This window comes from Shewanella avicenniae (assembly GCF_017354945.1).
Taxonomy (GTDB): Bacteria; Pseudomonadota; Gammaproteobacteria; order Enterobacterales; family Shewanellaceae; genus Shewanella; species Shewanella avicenniae.
Genome location: NZ_CP071503.1, coordinates 2,073,014 through 2,097,518 on the forward strand (window position 1 = coordinate 2,073,014; position 24,505 = coordinate 2,097,518).

Consider the following 24,505-nt stretch of genomic DNA (forward strand, 5'->3'; position numbering starts at 1 on the left):
GTACGTGCTGCTCGACTTTAATATAGCGTCCGTTCCTGCAAGGCACATTGCCTAGCAACGATACACCCGTAGCTCAGTTGGTTAGAGCACTACCTTGACATGGTAGGGGTCGGTGGTTCGAGTCCACTCGGGTGTACCAAATTGAACAACTCTTCTTTACACCCGTAGCTCAGCTGGTTAGAGCACTACCTTGACATGGTAGGGGTCGGTGGTTCGAGTCCACTCGGGTGTACCAAATATCGTAAAATCAATACGTTAAAATTTTATCCATCACGTTAAAGCGCCCTACTTCGACTATTGTCATAGATTTATATTCAATTTTGAGATTTGATTGTTTTTTAATCTAAAATGAGGCGACTCATATCATGATGGCCACAAACAGCCTCGAATGTGACCACTGTGTGACCAATCCCTAAGTAGGAACGTGACAAAAGCGCCGTAGCTAAATCATGAATTTGGACAAAAGCGTGTTAGGACGTTGGCTTTATCAGGTGAATTTCGGATAAAAATTTCTATTGGTTAACGCCAAATTAAGGTGCGACAACGCTATAACAACCAAGCTAAACCATTGCACCGTAGTGACAAATTTCAAACCGGAGTGAAATCGCTAAGCGTTGGGAGTCACTCTTAAATTGTTTGTTAGAACTATTTGCTCATCCAAACTTGATATTCCACCGACTTCTCCGCAGCAACTCCAACATCTGTTCGGCAATACCACATAATTTTAGTTACATTTCCTTTGATAAGCTTGTATGTATTCTTAAATGCCATTTCGGCTAAACTTGCACCTGCATAATAAGCGCTAATACGGCTTTCCAAAGACACTTCGAAATCCACATCATCTACAATATTGGGCAACAATCTTTCCGCCAAATGAATTTGATTTGAAACAGCTATAATACCCCTGTACTCATTCATTTTTTCCCAACCACCGTAACCTACTAACTCACACTGATTAAATAATTCTTGGTAAAAACCTGCGTCAACAGACATCTTTACTGTCGGAGACCATTTCATTGTTTGACGAGCTTGCATATCTTTAGCTAATACACCATGGCTAAATAATGTAAAAACCAAAATTAAGCATTTAAATTTGTACAAGTATCTTTCCTCTATATTTCAAATAGTACTAACGCCTCATTGAGGTGTTACGCACGCTTGGCTAAACTTGAGCGAAGCGAAACTGCCAAGCGGAAGGAATTACTCTTAAATTCTTTGTTAGGCGCGCGCACTCCAATCAATTAACCAGATGCTTATTTATATAGGCTTCTAGATTGTCAACTCTTGCTTTAAACAAACGGCGAAACTCTTCTTGAACCCACATACCAGCAACAGAATAGTAATGCATATCATCATCTGTAACTTCAACATCGTAAAATGTTTTAGGGTGCGTGAGCTTATTTCTGTATGACTTAGCGATAACAAAATCTCTATAGTCCTCACCGTCACTGTTCAACTTGAAGTCTAGTTCCCATACCTTGGCAGCCAGTTTAAAAGTTAATTTTTGTAGTTGCCCCCACTAAAACGGACAGTTTAACTCGCCACTTTGAGAGCTCGATACTCTCTAGGTGACATCATTTTCAATCCACTGTGTGGGTGGTAATTGTTGTAATCGTCAAACCATTCAGCGAGCTTTGCAAGCACCGTGGCTGCGTCTGGACGGTCATTCAGGTATACATAATCTCGTTTAAACGTCTTCACGAAAGCTTCTGCCATGCCATTGCTTTGCGGGCTTCTAACTGGCGTCGTGCACACCTTAAAACCGAGTGACTTCGCGAACTGCCGTGTTTCTTCGGCGATATAACAACTGCCATTATCGGTTAACCATTCCACGGTATGTGGCAACTCTCGGACATCTCCGAAGCGCTGTTCCATGCTTTCAACCAAAATGTCTTGAACCATGTCAGCGCGGATACCCGTCGTTGTGGCTACATAACTCATAATTTCACGATCACAGCAATCTAAGCTAAATGCCACGCGCACTTTTTCTTTGTTCCAGCACGTTATTTCAAAGCCGTCTGAGCACCAGCGAGTGTTTGGGTGCAACGTAATAACCTGACCGTCATGAGCGCGGTGCTCACTTACACGACCGGTATGTTTGCGTAACAGCAAGTTGTTTTGTTGCATCAGGCGATAGACGCGTTTGGGATTCACTCGTGTAATTACATGCTGCTCTGCTTTCAACTGGCGATTTAAATGCGCAGTAATCCGGCGATAGCCGTTGCTTCCACGCTCCTCGCAGAGGTCGATTATTAACGGCAATAACAGCGCATCATCAGCCTTGTTGTAGCGTACTGAGCGGCCTTCTCGGCGCACGGACAAACGTTGGTATAAGTTCGAACGCGACACGCCAAGAGCCGCAGCTACTCGGAGGACAGGGAATCGTCCGGTGGTAGCAATGGCATGCGCGATATCAACTTTTTTGACTGAGCTATCTCCAGCGCCTCTTTTAGAATTTCGGTTTCCATCGTTTTACGGCCGAGCAACTGCTCAAGCTGTTTCACTTTCTTTTGAAGCGCCTTATGGTCTGCAGCACTGACGACTTCGTCACCAGACTGGATAGCAGACATACCACCATCTTGCATGAGCTTTTTCCACTTAAACAATAGACTCGGGGTTATGCCGTTTTGCCTGGCAACCAGCGAAACCGAATAGCCCGGCTGCATAGTCATGGCAACGAACTTTGCTTTTTCTTGCGGAGTATAACGACGGCGACGTTGTTCGCCAGTAATAATTTCAATACGTTCCATAGACACTCCTTAAAGATAGGTCTAAGCCTATCGCTTAACTAATGAGTGTCCGTTTTAATCGGGGGCTATTACAATTTTAGATTCTGCTCAAGCGGAAATTGACGTCCCTTATCTTGAGATATAGGTGAGAGTGAGCCTAACAACTCGCTTTCTTTTTTACTCAACTCAAAATCTGGTCGTTCGATTCTTATACTTGATCGAATCTCTACCTTGATACTTTCAATTAGCGCTTCGATATAGGAGAAAACCGCTCTTACGACACTGCGCCTCAAATATTGATTCTGTTTATCGCGTTCAAGAACTTCAAAAGCCGTATAAACATCATTATTCAAGACTTCTATTAAATCGTAAGTCCGAATAAAGCCCTCTCCTGCTTTAATATTTTGTACTCCGGGCAAATTTACCTCCTAGCCGCCTAACGCCCGCGTTTGCGGCTGGTTTGGAGCGCAGCGGAATACCAGTCCGACAACATGCGCTTGTTAGGCATTTCCCCCCTCGGGTTCTACTGGTAGCAAAATTCTATTCTTGTCTATCCACGACTCGTCTTGGTATTCCCTTCCAGTTCGCTTCGAAAACTCATCTAGATAATATGATCGGAAACACAACCAAAACCCATTCTCATCTTCTGCCTCTCGCCTGATGCAAGAATAATATGGTGATACAGTAGACTTGATATCAAATTCTATTACTGAATCATCGTCTTCTTCCCTAAACTCCATCAGCTCCAAAACTTTCTGTTTTTCAGGCGTCATATCAAGGAAGTAGTCATCCACGTTTTCCTTGATCTCTTGCTCCCATGTGCTCTTTGTTGCCTCAGCAATAACAGGATTAAGCGTAACCAGATAAGTTCTATTTGATATTTGCGAAATTACTTTGATGTATTTATTTTCAAGTAACGCTTTAAATGCCAGATTTGAAAAATCGAGTGTTATATCTCTTAAGGTAAGTTCACGGAGCTTTTCTTTTGACTCCCAGCCTAAATGGGGAAAAGATTCTGTATATTTTTGCAGAAGCCTCTCATTCTCTTTGGCCATCTTAAGTTCATTGGCGGCTTTTTCTTCAATGGCTTGTTTGGCAAGCTTACTTGCCTCTATTCTTCCATTTATAAATTTCCAGGATAATTCACCGACCCAAGTAACGATTTGTCCAACAATTGAACCCAAGCCTACCCCCGCCAACAAGACTACTATGGAGATATTTTCTTCCGGCGTACCAAAGGACTTGGCAAGTTCACTGAAGTATTTCCAAGATACGACTACAAACACAGCAACTGAAATGTATTTCACTGCCGCTTTTGGCGATGTCAATGCCGAAAGGAGCTTTATTATTGTTGTGGCTGTTTCACTCAAAATTATCTCCGTTTATGACTTTGCCTAACAGCTTATTCGTGCGCATGCGCGTTTACCTCGTTGGACCAGTGAAAACGCGCACAGTTAACTATTTGTATGTAATGAACTTATCAGCATTTTACTAAATTCACCATCTGGAAAAACGCGCATGCGCATTTCCTAGACCTATTATCTATCCCATAGGTTTTATAATTATGTGATTTTAATGATATTTATTTATATTGGAATGTGAAAACGCGCACGAAGTTGAGATGAAAATCGCCATGATTTCAATATGACTGTATACCCGTACAGCTTTTAGGCATTTCAAAGAAGGACAACATTTAAGTGAAATGGATCAAAATTTGTAGGCGAGAAAGTCTGCGTTTGACTGTGCCACAGACAACGAGTTAACTCATTTTGGGGCATCGCCGAGCTTGCGACATAACAGCCACCACTGGTGTATAGTGACAGCCTCATTCGTATAAGCTAGAAATTTAAAGGATCTGGCCATAAACGTTGTCTTTCATCTATGACACCAATAGCTGCGATATCATTCGCTATTTAAACGCCCATAACTTGCGTTGTTTTGTAGTGAAAGTAACGGAAAAGCTGTGTAGTGGCAGTGCTTGTTACCTTTCCTGAACGTTGAGCAAGACACTGTCTATTTTAAGTAGATCCAGACGCGATTTCAGTGACACTACCGTTGCCTCTAGAGGCTCGAAGAAACCTTGCTTTCGAAGTTCGATCGAGCTTCGTTCGTGATAATAGTAAAGATTTAACAAATACAATGCTGCAAAGGAATTTAGGACATTGCCTAGATTGGCATCTCTGAAATTGACGTCCCGATTGTGCTTCACACCATTATGTTTTTTCCACCAAACTGGCGTTGTTCGCTGCTCCCATTCGTAAAATGGCGTCATCGAAAGCCCAAATCTCTGGAGATTGACGGTTTCAGAACAAAGACTCTTCTTTGACGAAACTACCACTTCAGCATATTCGTTGATTTTTGAGGCAAAAGAACCAGCGTCGAGAAGCTTGCAGTACGCTTTTAGAAGTACATCGATTTCGGAACATATGGCCAAATACAAGCGTGTAAGCTCTACCGAATAAGCGGAAAAGTTGTGTTCAGAGGGTTCGATATACCGAAAGAGCCGATCAATGTCTTCCTCTAACGAAAGATAATACTGCCAATAGTTAGCTTCCACCATATCTCCTCAGGAAAGGTAATGCCTAAATATTGAATAGCCACTGGTAGAGTAGTCACTCTGTATCATAACTAAAATTTGGTCAACTGGGCTGTGCCAGAAGAATCATTCATCTGAACTCGTAACAAGTTTTGGGGCACAGGCTTTTCAGAAGAGAAGAAAAGCCTGTAGGCGCTTATCAGCAGTCTGTTTTCTCAGAGAGTCTCAGAGCGTCTTCTAGCTCAACGCCAAGGTACCGAATAGTGTTATCTAGCTTCGAATGCCCAAGTAAGAGCTGTACCGCCCTAATGTTTTTCGTTCTGGCATAGATCAAAGTAGCTTTGGTGCGGCGCATGGAATGAGTACCATAGTAGTCCGCATTCAATCCAAGTTTTACAGCACAATTCCTTATAATTGATCGATAGTATGAGTAGCTGATTGGTTGCTCTTTGTGGCGGCCACTCGGAAATAAAAAACTGCTTGCCTCTAGGGATGCTGAAAAGATCCATCGGCTAATGCTTTGTTGCGTTCTCGGCGTAATTTCATAGTGTACGTCGGTGCCCGTTTTCTGCTGAATGCATTGAACCCTTTCATAGATAACTCCTTGCGAAGAAACATCGTATACGTGTAGCCTTAGCAAATCACTCGCTCTTAACTTGCTATCAATAGCTAGGTTCAGTAGCGCAAGCTGCATGAGGTTGTTTTCAATCTCCAATCTAGTTCTGATTCGCCAGATTTCTTCAAGCTTAAATGGCCTTTTGCTGCCACTACATTTTCCAGAAGATAACTTTCTCATGATGACCTCCTCTCAATGTTGTTGGTCAACATGAAGTTTGGCAGTCACATTTAGTTGGGGTCAGGAGCAACTGAAACTTCGGTGGACAAAAGCGTGTTAGGTCGTCGGCTTTATTAGGTGAATTTCAGATAAACATTTCTATGGGTTAACGCCAAGCAAACCAGCACGTTGCTTGCTGCCTCAGCGAACTGATAACTTTAAACCACAAGTGCCCAACACTATTAGTGTCTGCTGATGAGTATTGTTCATGACTACTTCAGACCCGTGGTATGCCTTTCCACTATTGAATTTAGCCATTGCGTTTCTCCTGCTACCCGGTTAGGAATTCTCTATTACCACTTGTAATTATATTTTCTTTTAAAACTTTCTTGGAATATCAATGACTTAAATGGTTGCAATTCCTCAGAATCTTCAGCGTATTGATTTATATCTTCCATCAAAATTCTGGCATGTTCGTGTTCTATGACAAATCTACGATCAACCACATGATAAATAAAAGGATTTAGAACAACTAAAACAAATGAAATAAGAACAAATACAACACTGCTAACATCAAGTGCTGGGTATAACGAAGCTATAATCAATACGCTGAAACTGACAATGACACACAGAAGCGAGTAAAACATAATTATAAGATATACTCTTGATATCATTTTGAAGTCAGGCAACACGCGCTCTACAGCTTTAATTAAGTCATCTTCCTCAACATCAAAAGATGCTTCGTGTACTTTGTGCTCACCAATAAATCGCGACCCCGCCTCAGTGAAGCTATTTATTTCATTAAAGTAACGCGTGAGCATAAATCCAATCACTGCATTTACACCAAATGCTAATTGAGCAATTGTTAGAGTATTTGAAAGTTCCATAAAAGTCCTCTTACGCCTAATGCCCAAATCTGTAGTGGTCAAGTCATTTTGTCACCTAACGTTGTGATGCTGCCATCATAGCAGCTCTAATTAGGTGGCCAAATTCAATATGCTCCTACAATGTGACTACCAATTAATTCTCTGTTGGATAGTAGTAATGTCAGGGTCGTATGTATTTCGACCATAACTTCGTATGACTGCATTTACTTTTATCGCTTCGCCAATGACTTCCCTGATTTTTTCAACTGCCTCGTCAGAGGCAATTACAAGCCATCCATTTGAACAAATATCATCCATTTTAGGTGGTTGTCGAGAAATAGAACCATCTTTCCAATAGATGCTTTCAACCATTGTGTCACCCTTTTGGTCGACCCAGCGAAAAAGCCCTTCCTCTGACATTGACCATCCTAAAGAAAAACCTATAGATGGGTTTAATGCTAACCACTCAATACCTCCGTGATCAATGTATGAACCTGTACCATAAATGACCAGTGATGGTTCATAAGTAGTGGTGATTTCCGGGTACTCAATAGCTGACCAATAAATCATGCTTGGGAAGAAAGCATAAGGAGAGGTAACTTCTACACCGTCATTCCATTCAGGATGACAAACTGTAGATATGCGAACTTCCGTTGGCAAATCCCAATCTAACCAGCTCCAGGTCGTAAGTTCCCCTATAATTTGTTTTTCAGTGTTTATACGGTCAACAAAATGTGTAATACCTCGTTCAATATCTCCCAACCATTCATCGTGATTATGAGGTATATCTCGATCTTTTGCTTTCGGTACAACAATACACTCAGGTCTAATAGAGGGCTCAAGACCCAATAATAATTCATCACTACGTTTGAAAATATCTCGCAGAAGATCAACTCCTTGAGGAGGAATTCGCCCTGCATCCAATAACTCGCATACCACATGAGAGAGTGCTAGCTTTGCCACTTTTGGTCTTAAACGATGATAGGTCAGCTTGAGTCCGATCCCTTCCAACCAGTTTCTATATATTTCCTCAGCTTGCTTATTCCATTCATTCTCTGGAATCAAAGTTTTCATAAATTCACAAACTCTGTAGGCTAAATTCTCTAACGACACGTTTGACATATCAGCTACAAGCTTAGCTTCAGTCATCAAAGGCCTAAGCAACTCAATCGGGTCATCAACATCAGGAAGTGTTTCTCCAGGACGGATAGCTGAAAAAGGAATAGCTTCTTTTTTATTATTTATTTCTGGTAACTCCAATTCGTATATCAAAGGTAACTTTGAGCGTTCACGTGGAGGTAGCCAGCCTTCGATTTCTAGCCTACTAGACAAATCCAAGGCAATCATCCTCACACTAAAGTCTTCCGATGCACAGAGTGAAGATATTTCCCGCTCAAATTGAAGAACAAACTCTTTGAAATCCTTTGCTAAGCTACTTAACAAAGACACTACTTTCACCTGCGTTAACCCAATTTTGTCTATTCTACGAGCTACTTGCCTAAGAATTTCTGGCCAATTTGCTTTAATTTTAGCCAAGCCAACGATTGCCTGATGAGCCATAACCCCTAATTCAGGAATAGCCACATCAAACATATCGAATGCAAACTCAATGAGTAAACTAGCATCCTTCTTCTCGCCAATGTCATCTAACAGTGCCGGAGGTTTCTCAGCCCCTTGTTCAAAAGCGTCTAGCAGGTATGCATGTTCTTTGATTTCCTTCCAAATGGGCAGGATATCTTTATCCTCAAAGAGGATATCGACAATTTCTGGTAAGTTCCAAATTAAACTGCTTGGATACCTATATTCACCAATGTAATCATCAACTAAACAAGCGAGCGCTTTAGGGCGCCACTGTTTAGCATCAATTTCAACAAGGGCTCTAAATATCGACTGTCTAGAACCCCCATCCCAATGCAAATCCCAACCTTTAGCATCTGAGTTATCGAATAAACCTTCTAATAAACTGTTCGCTTTATCCACTTCACCATGTGAAGACAATGCGCCAGCAATACAAGAAACAACATTATTATCAGGCTTAACTGGCTTTAAGAGCTTATAGAGTTCCTCTAATTGAGGGACATTCATACCTTTTAAAAAAGGTTGAATTAAGTTCATCCAGCGGAAATATTCAACGGATTTCACATTTCGAAGAAGCTGAAAAAGGTTTTCAGGAGAATTTATTTTCAGTTGAGTCTCTTCTTCTGTAAGTTTTTCCCCTGTATTTAGTATCAGAGAAGGTTCATGAGTAACATGCTTTTTCTGGGGGGTAGAAATCGCCATTGAGGCATAAAAACTATTGTCCAACCCCGCTTCCCTGACGCCAAGCGCTACCCCTTCTAACCACGAGTAACGATTTGAAGGCAATAAGTGTATATTGATAGATGCAATAAGCTTTCCTATCTCATCCGTCACCCCATCATCAGAGGATTGACAGGTCCGATACACTAATTTTTTAGGCAGATCAGAAGGATTGTACTCTTCGAAAGGGATCAGCAGCTTTCTCGTCATCACTGATATTTCTTTCAATGGCGGACTAGAGCCATCAAGCATTCCAGACAGCAACCCTGTTAGGCCCGGAGCATAATCAAGCCCTTTATGATCGAATAACCACCTCAAGAGCTTTAAACCATATCCCGGATTCCAACGTGTAGTCATAGTGATGAGATCAAGTCCTGCTTCCTGCGTACCACGACCATTTCCCGACTGTTCCAAATCTACTAACGCCAAAGAAAATCGACATATTTCACCGTAGGCTAAATCAGGATATTGACTGATCAACTTACCTAACCACGATACCCAATGGGAAAATTGCCTGTCTTTCCTATGATATATTCCAAAAGAACCCTTGAAGATTTTTGGTAACAGGCTAGCCGCTCGATCTGGTTTACCAATCGTTGACCACATGATAGAAAGTTCATAGTACTCAGACATTTTAGAGTGAATGTCGTCAAAATCGGGGATCTCTTTCTCGATTTGATCCAGTACGTCAACTAAACCATCCCTGCTATATCCTTCCTTATACAAAGTGAAAGCAATCTCTCTGCGCCAGCCAGTCGGCCAATACCGTTTATCCCAATCTTTTCTAAACGCATCGGCTAAAGCCAAAATACAATCATGTCCATGCTGAGCGGCAGCCCTTATTGCGAAGTTAAAGTAATCAACAGCGGCTGATTCAAACTCATACCACCCAATCCAATCCCTTGTTTGATCATAAGGCTTTCGTAACAATTCAAATGATGGCTTTATCTCCTGAACAATAAAACTTGGTAGCAGCTTCTCTCCAGCCCAACCCCGTCCCCAAATGCTTGAAAACCTCACTAAAGCACGTTCAAATAAGACGTTTCCTGTATACTTTTTTTCGCTTTCATTTGGAACCACCTTAACAGGATCAACATCTTGTCCCAGGGCTGCTCGTAGTCTGTTAAGACGAATTCTATCTGTGAATGGACTTAGGTTCTTCCATTGGCCATGAACACCATATTTATAAAGTTTTGGCTGTTCAAAATTTTCAAACCATTCTTTAGTTTTTTCTATATTTCCATTGGATCTGTAATCCAGTTCAGTAACCAACAACTTTTCTGAAAAATCCAAGTCATTATTTTCAGACCAATCAATGACAGCCTCGAATGCGGTGTCTATCAAAGCCAATGGATATTGGTTAATGCATATGGTGACACATAAATCTATAAGACTATCAAAGAGCTTCCTTTTTTCTGACAAGAAATAGAAAAGCTCAGTTATTTTTTCTTCGTCTTTTGTTTCATAGATACCATTGACCAGCCGTCTCATTAAGCGAGCATGTAGGTCTTCATCATTTCCACTCCATGATCCCACACCATCAACTTCACACTTCGTTTGGTGTATAGTTGAGACAAGGTCGCTTAGCGGCATGAAATAATGAGCTACGTCAGCCCATCGTTTCAAATCTTCAGCTCCCCCATGATGCGGATCAATAGCGTCTCCACCTGACAAGTAACTTAGCGGCTCAGCAGCTTCAAAGACCCTTTTAGCCTCATTAAAGAATTTGTTCTCAGCTAGAACTTTAGAAAATTTGAGTGCTTCTGAATCACTTACCCTTAGCAGCTCACCATCGAATATGTAGCTAAGCGCTGAACTTACCCCCTCCGATGAAAATAAAAGATCAAGTATATCAACCTCATTAAGGGCGTCTCTTCGCTCTCTAAGCTCACTTTCAATTAAAAGACATCTCACTACGGCAAGCGGATCATTCAACTCCTTAGCTGACAATAGAACAGCGTCAATATCATCTGTTAAACTCGAAGTATTCCGAAGATTAAAGAACTGGTCTCTAAAGTAACTTTGAGTCCCTGTATCAATTACAGCTTGCATCTGCCGAGCATTAAAAAGGTGGTAAACGGCTTCCCATCGCATTGGATCATTATCCTCAGACGATTGAATACAGTGTTTAGCTAATACCTTGTGATATTCAATATTTTTTGAATCATCAAAATTACCAAATAGGTTTCGGCACGTTTTATCTAAAATAAACTGTCGAAAACTGTTATGAAAAAAGCGCCAACTTACATCACTATCCTTCTTGAAATAGTGGGCTGCACTTGAAATAAAAGCGCGAATAGTTGAATGATCAGACCATTTCTCAAGCACGTGAGTATTTATTGGCACCCTCAATCTTGACAATAACGCAAGCAAGTCAACAAGCTTCTGATTACTCTCTATTTGTCGCCAATAAACTGAATAGCTTTGCTCAATATGCCCTTGGTAAAGAGGAAATTCATCAATAGTTTCATCATAACTCCTACCCGATCCGCCAGTAATAAACTGCAGCAAATAAACCAAAGATAGAGGATGCCCTAATGACTTTTCAAAAATTTTCTTCTTATTATCATCTGTTAGGTCGGAACAGCCTGGCCATTCATTTATGGCTGCATAGACATTTGTCCGAGTAAGAGGAGATATAACAATGGTTCGACTGCCATGGCTGATATGCTCCTTTATCGTATCAGAAAGATCGTTCAACTCTAGCGTTTGACTACCTAGAACAAATATCACTCCATCAGGCACGGTGTTCGGGAGAGGCAAATCTGACAACAAACTCTGTAATGGGTTTTGTTCTCGCTGAATATGATCTAACCCATCAACCATTATGATGGTGGTTACGCCATCATTTTTCCATTTGTCATGGGCTTGTTGAAGCTGCTCTCCTAACAATGATAGGTACTCTTCTCTTGAGCCTGGCTGCCCGGAGCTTTCACCACGAAAGCCGTGATTTCTTAGCGATAATGTGATGTCATGAAGAAAAGTAGTCGCTTCACCACGCCCTTGGTAGGTGCTATCGGGTACATATGCGTAATATCTAACTAGTTTATATCCTGCTTTATACTTTAAAGTATGAGTAAGCGTTGTTGACTTTCCTGAGCCAGGGCTTCCAAGCAATGCAACATAGCCTTGCTTGATTTGTGATAAAACATCAGATATAGAACCAACAGTTTCTTCAATTTCTTGATAAGTTCGATCGATAGGAAATTCATGAACAAACTTATGCTTAAACCTATGACTCCACGCCAACCTATCTAACATATCATCTTTGGACAGCTCAATAATTCGACGTTCACCTCCCGCCATTTTCGTCAAAAGGTTATATATCTTTTCAATATCTTTTTGCTTTCTGGCTTGTCCTTGATTAGTTATAGGGATATCTGCTGGTCGCTTATAGTTGAATTCAAGCTCACAGTTGCGAATGAAATTCAAAAATTGGTCATCATTAAATTTTGACCGTTTCTGTAGATCCAACAGTGCCTTTTGCCAGCACGCGGATACGGTATCTAAGCCTGTTTCACACCATCGTCTATCGAACCAGCATTCTTTTAAGAAAGATTGAAAGTGAGCATGTCGAGGAGCCGTGTCGCCTAAAGGGATTTGAGCTTTAGAGCTTGAACTGGGTACTGATTTATGAAGCAAATGAACTTTTACAATTCTATCTTTATTATTTGTACTTAAGTGCTTCCACCCCTCTGAAAGTTGCCTGAAAAGGCTCAGCTTCTCATCTCCCTGCTTTGTCGAACTATCCCTTACAAAATCTGCATAGCTAATTGTTCCAGTGTATTCCGCCCACTTCACCTGATACGCATCAAGCTTACCAGTAGTCGCAATCAGTATATCATCTAAGCTTCCAGCATCAGGATCGGCGACTCGAAACCGTTCAAGACTTCCATCAAGTAAAGCTTCATATATTAAGCCTGCTGCTATTTCATACTGCGGAACATACCCCAGCATTGCAGTACGTTCACCGTCACCTGAATTAATATTTGACACTCTAATATGCTCCTTAAAAAGACGATGCCACACTTCCTTTTGATATTGGGAAAAATATACTTAACGAATATTAGTAGTCGGAGGGTGAACTGAATCGTCACTGTTCCAGTAGTCACTTTGTCGCATTACTAAAATTTGGTCAATTGGAAGCAAACAAAGTCAGCTGCACAGTACGCTGATAACTTACAATGGGGCATCGTGGAGTTACCGACCTTGGCTTGATACTTTTTATTTATCTCTATCTATGTTCCTTTTCATTAACCAAATCTAAAACAGCCATCATCTCACCGACCACATCAGCATCATACTCCAGTGGCCAGCGCAAAATTCCGGAGTTATCTCTGCTGTTTTCCCAGAAGTCCACCGTCTTTCTTTGCAAAGCTTCCTGAAGATTACGGAACAGGTCTTCTTGTTTGTCCTTCTTAATATAGACCTGCACATACTGGAACTTACCTTCATTTTTAAGACCATTCATAGCTCTCGGTGTGGCAAAAAATATAACCTCAACACTGCTGCCTTCCAGCGAATAAGTAAAAGCTGGCAATGGCTTAAACCAGCTCGATTTGCGATGAGAAAAGGCACTACCGTAACGCTCTTCACACTGACGATAAATCTGGCTGTTAATGTCATTCAGGCTATCCGTTAACAACGTCCATGCCTTGCTGATTTCAACCATGTTTTCCAGAGCAAAGGCATAGTTAGGGTTCTTCCCTACCGTCATCGATAAATTCTCCAGGTGTAGTAAAAAATCTCTTAAAACAAAGACCCACTTATCAAGCGGCTTGAGAATAAAGCAAGAGTGCAGGTTCTCTGATACGGCTGTTTTCAGCTCATCAAATGAAATTCCTGCCCATCTGTGATTGGTCAGCGGATCATCAACTTGCCCGGAAGGTGATAACACCGCATACAACACGTCTTTACCGTTTTCAGCGCCAAGTTTGTCCCCGTAACGTTCGTATTCTTCAAACGGGTTCACCTGACTATGGTTGACCTTTGCTTCAATGATTAACAGGTATTCATCATACTCCAGAACCAGATCAAGACGTTTCCCCTGCTCTGTGGCCACCTCCCTGCTGGCACTGACCGGAAGCGAAGACTGAGAAAGCTCCCGATTCAACTTATTACTGATTAATCCAGCAATACTGTTACCGAAGAGGTTCCCCATACCATGTTGCTCTTCGCTGCTGCAGAAGAATGCCAGAACATCACTGGTAGGATTTTCGAAATGACCACGAGTACCAATGTCAAAAATGGTTTTCTCTTTCTCAGTAACCGGCAGGCTACGAAATTTATCTAACAAAGCTTTGAGCTGTTCTACATCCATTAACGACTCTCCTTCGGACATAGAGAAACATTACTAAAATTTGGCCAACTTGAGACTACTAGACATCACCATCTAGAAAACTTCCAGCTTGAAATGGGGCAAATGACGTTTAGCCTCTTCCGCTGTGTAGGAGGAAATGTAACCAGCAATAGTCTGATTTACAACAACATTACGTCACATAACCAAAAACACGATCTTGGGATTATCTTGGTGCGACTACATACTATTTTGTCGCGCTTGAGCTTTCTTTTGATTATCCACGATCCACTTAAACACATCGTGCTTATTGGTCGGGCTGTAGTAACTGAGGTGAGGAACGGCAGCAACGAATGTCGGATTACCATCAATCTCACAGTGGAACCCGCGGCAATTCCATTTCCCATGTGATGCTGGTTGAGGAGGCAATTCATCCCCCTTCAAAAATAAGGCCTTCAAGAACTCATAGGCCGAAACTTTTTGAACGCCATAAGTAAGGATTAAACTTGGCTGGACGATTTTCAAAATAGCCTCATGAACAGGCCAACATAGCCCCGCTAGCCCAAAGCACAGTTCATCAGAATTACGAGATGTTTTGAATATGATATTGGATGCACAGACAGTTTTGGGGTTAACACCGATTCCCGCTAATAACGTTTTCACCCTCTTTTGGAGGGGAGCTTCACCTTCAGGTTGTCCCGGTTTCCAGCTTTCATCGCAGTATGAGTTCCTGTCACGCCTAAGCATCTGCTTAAGGTGACTTCTAATGGTATACGGAACATGTGTTTCTGGATTTTCTTGACCGCTACCACCGGGATTCAATCCTAAGAGGTAAACATCGCCTTTCTTAAGGGTTTCATGTGAGCTGTAAACAACCTCACCGATATCGTCCAAAATGTGCTTAAGGACGTTTTCAGCGAAGCCAGGCAGTTGTTCCTTTTCAACCATGGGTGAACTAATCCGTAATCAAAGGTTGTTTTGCCTCTTCCACTATTTACAGTAGGAAATGCATTCTGCAATCAACAGATATCACCAACAGTCGTGAATTAGTAAACAGCACTAGCTATGCAATCTGAATTGACTCAGCCTTTATGCAGCCATTTACCGCAATGATTGCACATAAATACCCTAGCCCAGCTATTTCTAGTGAATAGCCCCCAATTCCTTAGACTTTTAGATCCACATTGAGAACAAGATATACCATGCCCAGCTGAACAGTGAGGTTGATTCTTAAGATACTTTCTTACTGATGGTAGTAATATCCAACGAATAAATTTTGATAAATTCCACGCCATAAACAAAAGCCATAGACAAACAAAAACTATAAAAAAATTTTCCAATTCTTGACTCCTTAGGAAAACTTACGTCTAACCTCTTCCAATGTGTAGGAGAAAATGTAACCAGCAACAGACTGATTTACAACAACATTGCGTCACATTCCTAAAAACACGATCTTGGGATTATCTTGGTCATTACTGATCTTAATTGGTCATTTTTGCATGCACCTGATGAAACTGTTCGTTGTGCCCAGATAAAAATTGCATTGTTTCTTCTGGGAGAAAGCTCAGTTTTGCCTCAGGATCTATGCCTAATATCCCGTACAGATTCTCTAGTTCAGCTAAACTATGCAGCATGATCATTCCATGCTGGTTGAAGGATATAAGGTGGCGATCAAATAAATAATCATAGTTAGTGGGTAGCAAGAGTCCGTTGTAACGCGAGACTTTCTGCGAGTCAGATGCTTGCGCCCATGGCTTGATATGAGAAGCGATGAGGTAATTTGCAGCTATCTCTATGCCGTCAATGGAACAACCTTCCCATAATAAGAAAAGATTTGCCTTAAACTCCGCCTGTTTTAGCCTGACTTTGACAATGGCCAATGCTTCAGCTGGTGACAAATTTGATTCAAATGGGAAATCTAAAACCTCAGAAATCTCACTGGCGAGTGGCAGGGCGAACTCATCTGCTAAATCATCGCAGTTGTAATAATGGAAGTTGTCAAATATGTGTTTTAGGACCATAAATGCCGCTGTTTTAGCGGGCGTTTCAGTCCATTCAACACTGCAAAGCTTTCCTGAAGGTCCACAACCTCGGCATTTTTCGTAAGTTGGACAAGATTTCAAACATCCGAATTTTTTAACGTTTTTGACTTTCCAATGCCACTCAACACCACCAGGGAATATTGAATCCATGACAGGATGTACCCTCTCGGGGAAAACATCTTTAATCTTCGTAATCATATATTCACCTTAGTTCGAGCAATGTCTGTATCACTTTAAGCATTGAAAAATTTTCGTGACTTTAACTCTAACACACCCACCATTATATGACTCTGCACAAGACTTCGAGACACCACCAAATGCCTCTGCCGATGAATAGCCCCAACCTCGACACTTCTTGGTCGCAATTAGATTTGCCTCTCTATCATCAGAAGGTACGGGATCTAAGATAGGACGATATTCATAGGCAACCGACACAGTTCCATTAGCATTACTTCCATCCGTTGCTGTCCAATGAACTGGTTTACTGGAACAAGCCAACAAACCAAAGAAAATGACAATATAAAAAACTTTTCTTGTTAATTGAGCCATCCCTAGACCACCTCAAGTACAGCGCTAATTATTACCATTCAGGAATTTCGTATACACCGTGTTGCATTAGAGCCTTTCGCACCAAATGGTTGAAACTGCTCGTTTTGCCTCTTCCCATGTGTAGGAGGAAACATAACCTGCAATAGCTTGACTCACAATGGCTTTATGACACATTGGTAAAATCATCATCTTGGGATTATCTTGGTCGCGAGCATCTCATCAGAACCAAGTATTTCAGTTAAACGCCGCACAGATATAGTCCAGCATTTATCCTCCATAGGCTCAAAACCTAGTCTATGCGCGAATGCTGAAGAATTGGCGTTCGCACTCTCAATACCGATATTCTCATAGTCATAAATTTTTGCTTGTTCACATAAAAAAGCAAGGAGCCTAGTTCCATTGCCGCATCTGGTTTTCTTAAAATGAATGCGGGCAACTACAAATGTTTTTGGCTTCCACTCTCGGCTTGTAACTAGCCAACGGAAGTACAAATCAAACTTAAATTTAAAGGCTGTTATTGTTTGATTTAGTGGTGATTTATGTGCAACTCGATGTTTATATTTGAACTGCGTCTTTAGGTAGACATTTAAATCTTCACAGAAACGCTCAGAATCCAACTCACGCATACGAATCTCTCAATATTATTTCTTATTCGCTAACTCAGATGCGTAGCTCCTCAAGTGGACTAAAGTGGCACTTCTTGGTTTCAACCCTCTTAGTTCCGTTTTTCTAATTTCACCATTTGGTAGATACACAGACAAAGTATCACCAAAGACGCTGTACTCAGCAGTAACAGTTACACCTTCAAATTCAATCGTAATTTCTTCGTTCATCTATGAATCCCCTTATTCTTGTCCAGAGTCTACGGTTTTCTCACGTACTAAACGGACAATATATTTTTGAGCCTTTTCATAGTTTAAGTAGTCAGAATCATACAAGGCGTAAACGCAGGGTGAGAGCATGAATGCTCAAATATCACCCAACGTCTTTAACCCTGCTGTTAGCACCTGTTCCAGATAATCCGTGCTACCGTGTGCACGCTTCTGTTTACGTGGAATACTGATTTTTCGAGTTGTTTCCGCTCGAAGCATATTCAGTGCTATCTTCCTTGCTCCAGATAAGACCTCCGCCGCATTGCCTCTATATATTTGGCATTGGTCTTCTTTCATCGACGCGTCCAACACCCAATGCAGGCTATTTCCCCCCCCCAGTGGCTACTTACTGCATTGGCAAAACGGGCCTTGTTCAGTTCGGCTGAACTGCTGTAATAACGGTACTCAAGGGATTCATTATCGCTTTTCGTTCGACGATAGCTCAGTGCAACACCGATACTTTTAAGCCCTTTCCACTCTGGGAAAGCGTTGGCTAAGCTGCCGGCGTCCATAACACAATAGGCTCTGGCCTCGTTACGTCCATGCTGCTTCTCTAAGCAAAGCACTTCTTCGTTAATCTCACTGGAAAGAGCCTTACGAACGGCATCATGCAGCGCTTTTTGATTACCTTTTACGGCAAGTAAATAATCACCACCGCGCTCAATAATTTGTTCAGTGATATCTGTCTGACATCCCATGGCATCTATTGATATCAGACAACCTTTAATATCCAACAGCGCCAGTAATGCGGGAATGGCGGTAATTTCATTCGACTTACTTTCGGTTTTAACTTGCCCTAGCACAACGTTATTTTCTGTTGCGAAGGCATTTACCATGTGGATGGCTGACAGTCTATCGTCGCGATTATATGAACCACATAACCGTTTACCATCTATCGCAATAAGCTGGCCATCTGATAACTCAACAACAGACTTCATCCAGTCGATAAAGCTATGCTGAAACTGCTCGCTATCTATCCTTGATACGACGCGAGCAATAGTATCGTGAACAGGTAACCCATTCTTAAACAGGCCTTTTTCGGTGAACCAGTTAAAGTGAAGCTCACCAAAATCTTCGATATCTTCCCAGCCTTGAGCTCCAGCTATTGAGGCACAAACCACGAGGAATAAAATATCAGTGAATAGATGCTCGACTTTGGCTGATTGCCGAGGGTCTTCTATGGTACTAAAGAACTGTTGAAATGCACCGGAGTTCATCGGGCTCTCCACAAAAGAGAGCATAAGATCACAGCCCGTATGACCCGTCCAGCTCTTTGAGCGAATGTGACTCTAATAGCTCAAATTATGTTCGTGATCTTGCCCTGAGTGTAAAAGCTACCTTGTGAGTGCGACTTGTTAACTTACCCATACCTAATTCATTCGCATCAATACTATCCGTTTACAACAGCCCTTCAAAGAAAGAATCTCAATCGAATGATAATAGAGCTAAAAAATTTGTGAATTTGACGAATGACTAGAATTTCACTAGTAAACACACCAAAAGTATCCTGTGACAATATTACAAACTGTCCATAAATTACTAGCTAAAGAATTGTTAAATCTACACCAACAGTGTTTAGATTCATGCTCTAAACATATATAAGTTGGCGTAATAAAATGGCAAACTAACCATTTGAATGCACTTCAATTACTGGAACTTTATAATTAAATATAACTCTCAATTCTTTAATTCCATTTTGAATTACTGGCTGAACTTTATATGCAACAGAAAGGGACTTTTCATTATTGAAAGTTTCATTAATAAAAGCATTAATTTGCTCATCATTTTCATAGAACAAATTACCGCCACAAACATTGTCACTACAATTGAAAGTATTAACAACCATATCAAGATTGCCAGAATTAATTGCTTGATCAATCATATCAACATATAACTGTTGAACCTCATATGATTGACTGTTTGTTTTTTCCAAAGAGTTAATAATATCAACGTAGTCACTTCTGACAAAAAGTTGATTGGAAACACCATCTGATAAGCCGTTAGAGGTTAATCTTGTAACTAGTTGGTCATAATTTTCAACTGTATCTATAGGTTCCTTAATTATTGATTTTTGCTGTTGAGTATTTTTCGATGGTTTGAAAATCTGTTCAGTATTCGCTGGTAGGGTTGGAGCATTAATTTTACTATTATTTATGCTGTTAGAGGATTGAAAACTTCCTACAAGCTTCGTATCAGGGTTTAAATTAGAGTTTGGATTATTGTTATTTTCAAAAAACCATTGAAAGAAAGCTATTAACACAATTACAAGACCGCCACCCCAAAAAAATAGTTTTATAGATTTACTCATGGCATTTCCTTATTGAATAGTATTGTTATAGTAAAGAGGGTGTAAACCCTCTTGTTTAATATACTTTTAGGCACCAATAACAATTACTGAACCTGCCTTTAATATATGGCCTACCGTACCTCCACAGCAATCAGAAACAGTAGTTGGAGGCCCTACATTAACGTTACATACATTAGAACATTCATATGTCTCACCATTCACCTTTACACGATCAGCCATGGCAGGAATTGAAGCTAATACGGTAAAAGCCAAAACAATTTTTGTTATTGTTTTTTTCATTGATATTTATCCTTATGATTATTCATAGGACAATAACTGACAGATATACTAAGAAGCGTAATCCGAAGGTATCATCCATGATTTAGAATTTTAAACTCCGTAATCACTACGTAGTTTATTTTAAGAGTTAACATCCAATACAACTCAACAAAAAATTAACACTATAGTTTTGTTATTGTCAAGGTTTAAAGGGAATATATTTGAAAAGCCTTGTGCAACTCCTGAATTTAGGGGGATTGGTGAGTTAACTGGTCTGTTGTTTTAATCTTAAAGTCCTGATTTATTCGGCTGTCAGCATTTTTCAAAAAATTTGATTGGTAAGGCCTGAGATTACTCGCAATGCTCTTCACTTAAGAGGGGCTGCATTGCGATTCACCGGATAGCGAGTCTTTGATATCTTTACCGCCCTAGCTCTCGATGGCCTAGGGCGTTTTTCTATAAACATGTTGCCAACACTTCCTCTGAGTTCATCTAATCGCCTTCCTGTATGCGACGGTGACAATGCGTCGGCCATTATGGCTAAATGGCTCGCGATAAACTGGCATGCAAACTTGAAGCTTACCTCATTAGGTGCGCGTTTATGCGCAACGGCTGCCTGACTGGCTTCTCTTCTCACGAGATTATACCCAAGCATAATCCCCATAACTCTTGGTACACAGGGCAACCGCATGAGTGCTCATTAATCAACCATACTGCTGAACCCCGCTGTTAGTACGGCTTTCAGATAATCGGTTTTCATCCAAGCTCGTTTTTGCTTTGCTGGAATACTGCCTTTTGACGATTCTGCACGTAACATATTCAACGCTAAGTGCCGCAGCATAGACCAGTTTTCCGCTCCGTGATTCTGGCATATCTGGCAATCGTCTTCTCCTAGGCTAACGTCCAAAACCCAGTGCAAGCTGTTCTCTACTGCCCAGTGAGAGCGTACCGCTTCCGCGAGTTGCTTCTCACTTAAAGAGGCTGAACTGATATGGTATCTGTACATCAGTTCGGGCGCTTTCCCCTGCTGTTGGCGGAAACTCATACTCATGCCAAGCGTCTGTAAATTTGGCCACTGTTCAAATGCGTCACCCACGGCTGCCGCACTTAATACATGGTAGGTACGAGCTTCTATGCGCCCATGTTTTTGCTCGAAACTTAAGCCGCCGAGTGGAGCTTGCTGTATCTCAGCAAATGCCTCTTCTACGGCTTTACTGAGCTTTCCTTGGTTGCCTTTTAGCGTAAACAGATAGTTTCCACCTTGCTTGACTATTTGCGTGGCAATGCTGGTTTGGCAGCCCATCGCATCTATCGACACTAGCGCCCCCTGAACATCCAGTAACTGAACAAGCTCAGGGATCGCCGTGATTTCATTTGATTTTTCAGCCGTTTTTACCTGTCCAAGCACGACTTTGTTAGCACAAGCGAAAGCGTTGACCATATGTATGGTGGATTGACGATTGCCACGTTGATAAGAGCTTCGTAATGTTTTACCGTCAATCGCTATCAGTTGCCCTTCAGTGATGTCATGCACGGCTCGCATCCTATGGATAAAGCAAGCTCTGAACTGCTCCGGGTCAATACGTGAGATAGTACGAGCAATAGTATCATCGACAGGTACACCATCGCGCAGGAACCCATGTTGTTGAAACCACGCTAGATGACCATCGGCATAATCGCGGATCTCGCTCCAACCTTCGGCGCCAGCGATAACACCACACAATGTAATAAACAGAATATCAGGTGATTTTTGCTGATTGACGCGTATCAGATAACTCGCCAAAGTGAGCGGTGAAGGCTTCGATGTACATGCTTATACTCCCAAAAGAGAGTATAAGATCACGTCTGACTTGAGGCGTCAAATGAAACGTTTAATGCCAAATTAAGTGGTTAATAAATGTTCATGATCTTGCCCTGGGCGTAAACGGCTCCATGAAAATCAAAATAATTCCCTGTACTTTTCAGTTCCCCACCATGATACCCATGTGATTTTAGAAAGCTGTCACACTCATCATTCCAATACTCAATCATGGTTGAATCTAGACAACTTCCATCTTCATCTGACACGATCCCGTAGCGGTTTAGTATCGCAACCAAATCTTCTACTACATCAGAGTCCAGGTCATGCAAGACATCAATCGTTTTCAAAGCCATGTCTACCTCTTCCTCTAAGTAGGAGGAAATTAAGCTCATGAAAGCCTGCTATCATGCGGCTTTCACGGTCTCACCTTTAAAAGTGCATCTTGGGATTATCTTGGTCAGCAAATACCTGAAAATTGGACATTTTTGTATGATAAACAGGAGCAATATGTTTTCTTCTCAGATCAACAATCACACGGAAAAACTCTATGCTTGATGAACTGCCCGTTGAGATAGAAAAAGTGGATATTTAATCCACTTTTTGTTTAACAATCGGCTTAAAACCTTCTTGAATCGTATTCCGATAGACAGAACCCCCGCTGATTTTGGTATGAATCAAATTCATCAAAATGCTGTTGAATCATATCAATAAGCAACGTTGGTGGAATTTTTATACGCCTTAAATGAGCGTTGATAAGTGTGTTGATAACGGCGGTTGCAAATGGCTCGATGAGTTCGCTTGTAGGCATTTCAGTTGCCAATCTAGCTTTAATCTGACTTACGACCTCGTCCCTAAATGCCAAAATATCCGACTCTGTGTAGCCCCAAAAACTGGGGGAAGACATTACATCTAAACACAAACTTGCACAGTGAATAGTCAATGAATGGTATTTCATAATTTCATCTCCCCCGTTTTTGACAGCAGCATTTCAAATGCAGAACCATCTTGACGAGTTAAGTTAGGAACAAAGCGACTATAAGTTTCAAACAGCATCTTTGTGTTTGAATGGCCCATTTGGTGAGCAATCCATTCTGGAGCTTCACCGGCGGCAAGCCACAGTGTTGCTGCGGTATGTCTTGTTTCATATGGACGCCGATATTTAAGCCCCATTTTTTTTAATGCAGGCTTCCACACCCGATCCCTTATATTTCCTTTATCTAAAGGGTTACCTTCTGCGTTGCAGAACACAAACTCGCCTTTACCTGTCAGTTCGAACTGTTCTTTGAGAACTTTAAACACCACACTAGACATCTTAATATCGCGTGCCGAACCAAGTGTTTTTGTCGTATCCATTTTCCCTTGGACATATGTCTCTCGGATTCGGATAATCCCTAGTCTGAAATCGACATATTGCCATTTCAAACCGTCAATCTCCGAAGTCCTCATGCCAGTGAAAAATCTCACCGCAAAATAATTTCGATAGTCGAATTTTACGGTTTTTAGAAAAGTCATGACCTCTTCTAAGGTAAACGGATTGACATCTCGCCTTTCTACTCTGAGCGGCTTAATGTTTTCAAACTGGCACCTAAACCCATAACGGTCGGCAGCTTCCCGCAAAATCATCCGAAGCGGTGTCATTACGTGATTAACAAACTCAGCAGAAAGACGTGTTCCATCCTCCTTGCGCTGCATCAACTTTGCGCGGTACTTGAGAATATCGGGGCGCGAGATTTGAGCTATGTCAATGTGACCAAACTCAGCAACCAAGTAGTTAAAGACGTAAATCTTCATGCTACTGATATAGCTCGCCTTCCATCTAACTTCGTTTTCTAAAAACCACTCATTGCTGAACGCTGCAAACGAAATTGATGAAACGCCCTGCAATTGCTGCGACGCAGTCTTGTAGCATCCAAGTAGCTCTTCTTTTTTCTGTCGAGCTTGGACATCTTGCGACAGAAATTTATTGTTTAGCTTCGACTCGGGAAAATAGTCACTGTACACAAAGCAGCCAAGCCTAATATCTGCGTCAATCTGATTGAGCAACTTCGTTAGTTTTCGTCGATTTGATGTCGTGTCGCTAAGCAGCGTTTGCTCTCTACAGCGAACATTACAATACCGAAAGTCGATATAAAGCTTGTCCCCTCTTGCATTAACACTACCCATGACAAACCCTCC

20 protein-coding genes, 2 tRNA genes and 3 pseudogenes are annotated in these 24,505 nt (G+C 41.4%); 2 read left to right on the forward strand and 23 right to left on the reverse strand.

Annotated features, from left to right (window positions below; translation table 11 throughout):
• Positions 1-62 precede the first annotated feature (62 nt).
• Together JYB87_RS09150 and JYB87_RS09155 are read left to right on the forward strand one after the other, a co-directional pair.
• Positions 63-139, forward strand: a tRNA-Val gene (locus JYB87_RS09150).
• A gap of 19 nt (positions 140-158) precedes the next feature.
• A tRNA-Val gene (locus JYB87_RS09155) sits at positions 159-235 on the forward strand.
• 410 nt (positions 236-645) lie between these two features.
• Here the strand turns inward: JYB87_RS09155 and JYB87_RS09160 are convergent.
• The 23 genes and pseudogenes from JYB87_RS09160 to JYB87_RS09270 all read right to left on the reverse strand — a co-directional run bounded on the left by JYB87_RS09160 (position 646) and on the right by JYB87_RS09270 (position 24,493).
• Positions 646-1,101, reverse strand: a complete 456-nt coding sequence (locus tag JYB87_RS09160) for a hypothetical protein (protein ID WP_207356525.1) — start codon at positions 1,099-1,101, stop codon at positions 646-648.
• A 136-nt stretch (positions 1,102-1,237) separates the two neighbouring features.
• Positions 1,238-1,456 (reverse strand): hypothetical protein, encoded by a 219-nt coding sequence (locus JYB87_RS09165; protein WP_207356526.1) that lies wholly within the window; start codon positions 1,454-1,456, stop codon positions 1,238-1,240.
• A gap of 77 nt (positions 1,457-1,533) precedes the next feature.
• Positions 1,534-2,750 (reverse strand): IS3 family transposase gene (locus JYB87_RS09170; RefSeq protein WP_407695816.1). Its coding sequence is split into 2 segments (ribosomal slippage): positions 1,534-2,435 and positions 2,435-2,750, totalling 1,218 coding nucleotides; the frame shifts between segments, so codons are not numbered across the junction.
• A gap of 68 nt (positions 2,751-2,818) precedes the next feature.
• A complete protein-coding gene (locus tag JYB87_RS09175) occupies positions 2,819-3,148 on the reverse strand; it encodes a hypothetical protein (protein WP_207356527.1) in 330 nt (109 codons plus the stop codon).
• Positions 3,149-3,229: 81 nt separating this feature from the next.
• Positions 3,230-4,099 carry a hypothetical protein gene (locus JYB87_RS09180; RefSeq protein ID WP_207356528.1) on the reverse strand — a complete coding sequence of 290 codons (870 nt, stop codon included), beginning with the start codon at positions 4,097-4,099 and terminating at the stop codon, positions 3,230-3,232.
• A gap of 611 nt (positions 4,100-4,710) precedes the next feature.
• On the reverse strand, positions 4,711-5,289 hold the full coding sequence (locus tag JYB87_RS09185) for a hypothetical protein (RefSeq protein WP_207356529.1): 579 nt from the start codon (positions 5,287-5,289) through the stop codon (positions 4,711-4,713).
• 175 nt (positions 5,290-5,464) lie between these two features.
• Complete coding sequence (locus tag JYB87_RS09190) at positions 5,465-6,061, reverse strand: tyrosine-type recombinase/integrase (protein ID WP_207356530.1); 597 nt, start codon at positions 6,059-6,061, stop codon at positions 5,465-5,467.
• A gap of 332 nt (positions 6,062-6,393) precedes the next feature.
• The gene (locus JYB87_RS09195; protein WP_207356531.1) at positions 6,394-6,927 is read right to left on the reverse strand and encodes a hypothetical protein; all 534 of its coding nucleotides are present in this window, start codon (positions 6,925-6,927) and stop codon (positions 6,394-6,396) included.
• A gap of 126 nt (positions 6,928-7,053) precedes the next feature.
• Positions 7,054-13,200 carry an NACHT domain-containing protein gene (locus JYB87_RS09200; RefSeq protein WP_207356532.1) on the reverse strand — a complete coding sequence of 2,049 codons (6,147 nt, stop codon included), beginning with the start codon at positions 13,198-13,200 and terminating at the stop codon, positions 7,054-7,056.
• 238 nt (positions 13,201-13,438) lie between these two features.
• Positions 13,439-14,524, reverse strand: a complete 1,086-nt coding sequence (locus tag JYB87_RS09205) for a PD-(D/E)XK nuclease family protein (protein ID WP_207356533.1) — start codon at positions 14,522-14,524, stop codon at positions 13,439-13,441.
• A 216-nt stretch (positions 14,525-14,740) separates the two neighbouring features.
• Complete coding sequence (locus tag JYB87_RS09210) at positions 14,741-15,448, reverse strand: hypothetical protein (protein ID WP_207356534.1); 708 nt, start codon at positions 15,446-15,448, stop codon at positions 14,741-14,743.
• A 533-nt stretch (positions 15,449-15,981) separates the two neighbouring features.
• On the reverse strand, positions 15,982-16,740 hold the full coding sequence (locus JYB87_RS09215; RefSeq protein WP_207356535.1) for an HNH endonuclease: 759 nt from the start codon (positions 16,738-16,740) through the stop codon (positions 15,982-15,984).
• Between the two features lie 30 nt (positions 16,741-16,770).
• Positions 16,771-17,091 (reverse strand): YecR family lipoprotein, encoded by a 321-nt coding sequence (yecR, locus tag JYB87_RS09220; protein WP_207356536.1) that lies wholly within the window; start codon positions 17,089-17,091, stop codon positions 16,771-16,773.
• Positions 17,092-17,276: 185 nt separating this feature from the next.
• Positions 17,277-17,717, reverse strand: coding sequence for a GNAT family N-acetyltransferase (locus tag JYB87_RS09225; RefSeq protein ID WP_207356537.1), 441 nt, complete (start codon positions 17,715-17,717; stop codon positions 17,277-17,279).
• Between the two features lie 15 nt (positions 17,718-17,732).
• Positions 17,733-17,924, reverse strand: a complete 192-nt coding sequence (locus JYB87_RS09230; protein ID WP_207356538.1) for a hypothetical protein — start codon at positions 17,922-17,924, stop codon at positions 17,733-17,735.
• A gap of 135 nt (positions 17,925-18,059) precedes the next feature.
• Positions 18,060-19,180, reverse strand: a pseudogene (locus JYB87_RS09235) (ISAs1 family transposase).
• 407 nt (positions 19,181-19,587) lie between these two features.
• Positions 19,588-20,271: a hypothetical protein gene (locus tag JYB87_RS09240; RefSeq protein ID WP_207356539.1), complete on the reverse strand. Its 684-nt coding sequence runs from the start codon at positions 20,269-20,271 to the stop codon at positions 19,588-19,590.
• A 66-nt stretch (positions 20,272-20,337) separates the two neighbouring features.
• Entirely contained in the window at positions 20,338-20,550 is a 213-nt protein-coding gene (locus JYB87_RS09245) for a hypothetical protein (RefSeq protein ID WP_207356540.1), read from the reverse strand.
• A gap of 346 nt (positions 20,551-20,896) precedes the next feature.
• Positions 20,897-21,207 (reverse strand): annotated as a pseudogene (locus tag JYB87_RS09250) (IS4 family transposase); the annotation flags it as partial.
• 22 nt (positions 21,208-21,229) lie between these two features.
• Positions 21,230-22,340: pseudogene (locus tag JYB87_RS09255) on the reverse strand (ISAs1 family transposase).
• 79 nt (positions 22,341-22,419) lie between these two features.
• Positions 22,420-22,722, reverse strand: coding sequence for a hypothetical protein (locus tag JYB87_RS09260; protein WP_207356541.1), 303 nt, complete (start codon positions 22,720-22,722; stop codon positions 22,420-22,422).
• A 224-nt stretch (positions 22,723-22,946) separates the two neighbouring features.
• Positions 22,947-23,285, reverse strand: a complete 339-nt coding sequence (locus tag JYB87_RS09265) for a hypothetical protein (protein ID WP_207356542.1) — start codon at positions 23,283-23,285, stop codon at positions 22,947-22,949.
• Positions 23,282-24,493: an Arm DNA-binding domain-containing protein gene (locus JYB87_RS09270; protein ID WP_207356543.1), complete on the reverse strand. Its 1,212-nt coding sequence runs from the start codon at positions 24,491-24,493 to the stop codon at positions 23,282-23,284. Before JYB87_RS09270 ends, JYB87_RS09265 begins: the two co-directional genes overlap by 4 nt.
• Between the last annotated feature and the right edge of the window lie 12 nt (positions 24,494-24,505).

Bases quoted from the DNA above. Each gene is read 5' to 3' on its own strand.
- JYB87_RS09205 (WP_207356533.1), bottom strand. From the start codon at position 14,524: ATGGATGTAGAACAGCTCAAAGCTTTGTTAGATAAATTTCGTAGCCTG.
- JYB87_RS09230 (WP_207356538.1), bottom strand. From the start codon at position 17,924: ATGAACGAAGAAATTACGATTGAATTTGAAGGTGTAACTGTTACTGCT.
- yecR (WP_207356536.1), bottom strand. From the start codon at position 17,091: ATGGCTCAATTAACAAGAAAAGTTTTTTATATTGTCATTTTCTTTGGT.
- JYB87_RS09210 (WP_207356534.1), bottom strand. From the start codon at position 15,448: ATGGTTGAAAAGGAACAACTGCCTGGCTTCGCTGAAAACGTCCTTAAG.
- JYB87_RS09190 (WP_207356530.1), bottom strand. From the start codon at position 6,061: ATGAGAAAGTTATCTTCTGGAAAATGTAGTGGCAGCAAAAGGCCATTT.
- JYB87_RS09215 (WP_207356535.1), bottom strand. From the start codon at position 16,740: ATGATTACGAAGATTAAAGATGTTTTCCCCGAGAGGGTACATCCTGTC.
- JYB87_RS09270 (WP_207356543.1), bottom strand. From the start codon at position 24,493: ATGGGTAGTGTTAATGCAAGAGGGGACAAGCTTTATATCGACTTTCGG.
- JYB87_RS09260 (WP_207356541.1), bottom strand. From the start codon at position 22,722: ATGAGCTTAATTTCCTCCTACTTAGAGGAAGAGGTAGACATGGCTTTG.
- JYB87_RS09265 (WP_207356542.1), bottom strand. From the start codon at position 23,285: ATGAAATACCATTCATTGACTATTCACTGTGCAAGTTTGTGTTTAGAT.
- JYB87_RS09245 (WP_207356540.1), bottom strand. From the start codon at position 20,550: ATGAAAAAAACAATAACAAAAATTGTTTTGGCTTTTACCGTATTAGCT.
- JYB87_RS09185 (WP_207356529.1), bottom strand. From the start codon at position 5,289: ATGGTGGAAGCTAACTATTGGCAGTATTATCTTTCGTTAGAGGAAGAC.
- JYB87_RS09195 (WP_207356531.1), bottom strand. From the start codon at position 6,927: ATGGAACTTTCAAATACTCTAACAATTGCTCAATTAGCATTTGGTGTA.
- JYB87_RS09240 (WP_207356539.1), bottom strand. From the start codon at position 20,271: ATGAGTAAATCTATAAAACTATTTTTTTGGGGTGGCGGTCTTGTAATT.
- JYB87_RS09225 (WP_207356537.1), bottom strand. From the start codon at position 17,717: ATGCGTGAGTTGGATTCTGAGCGTTTCTGTGAAGATTTAAATGTCTAC.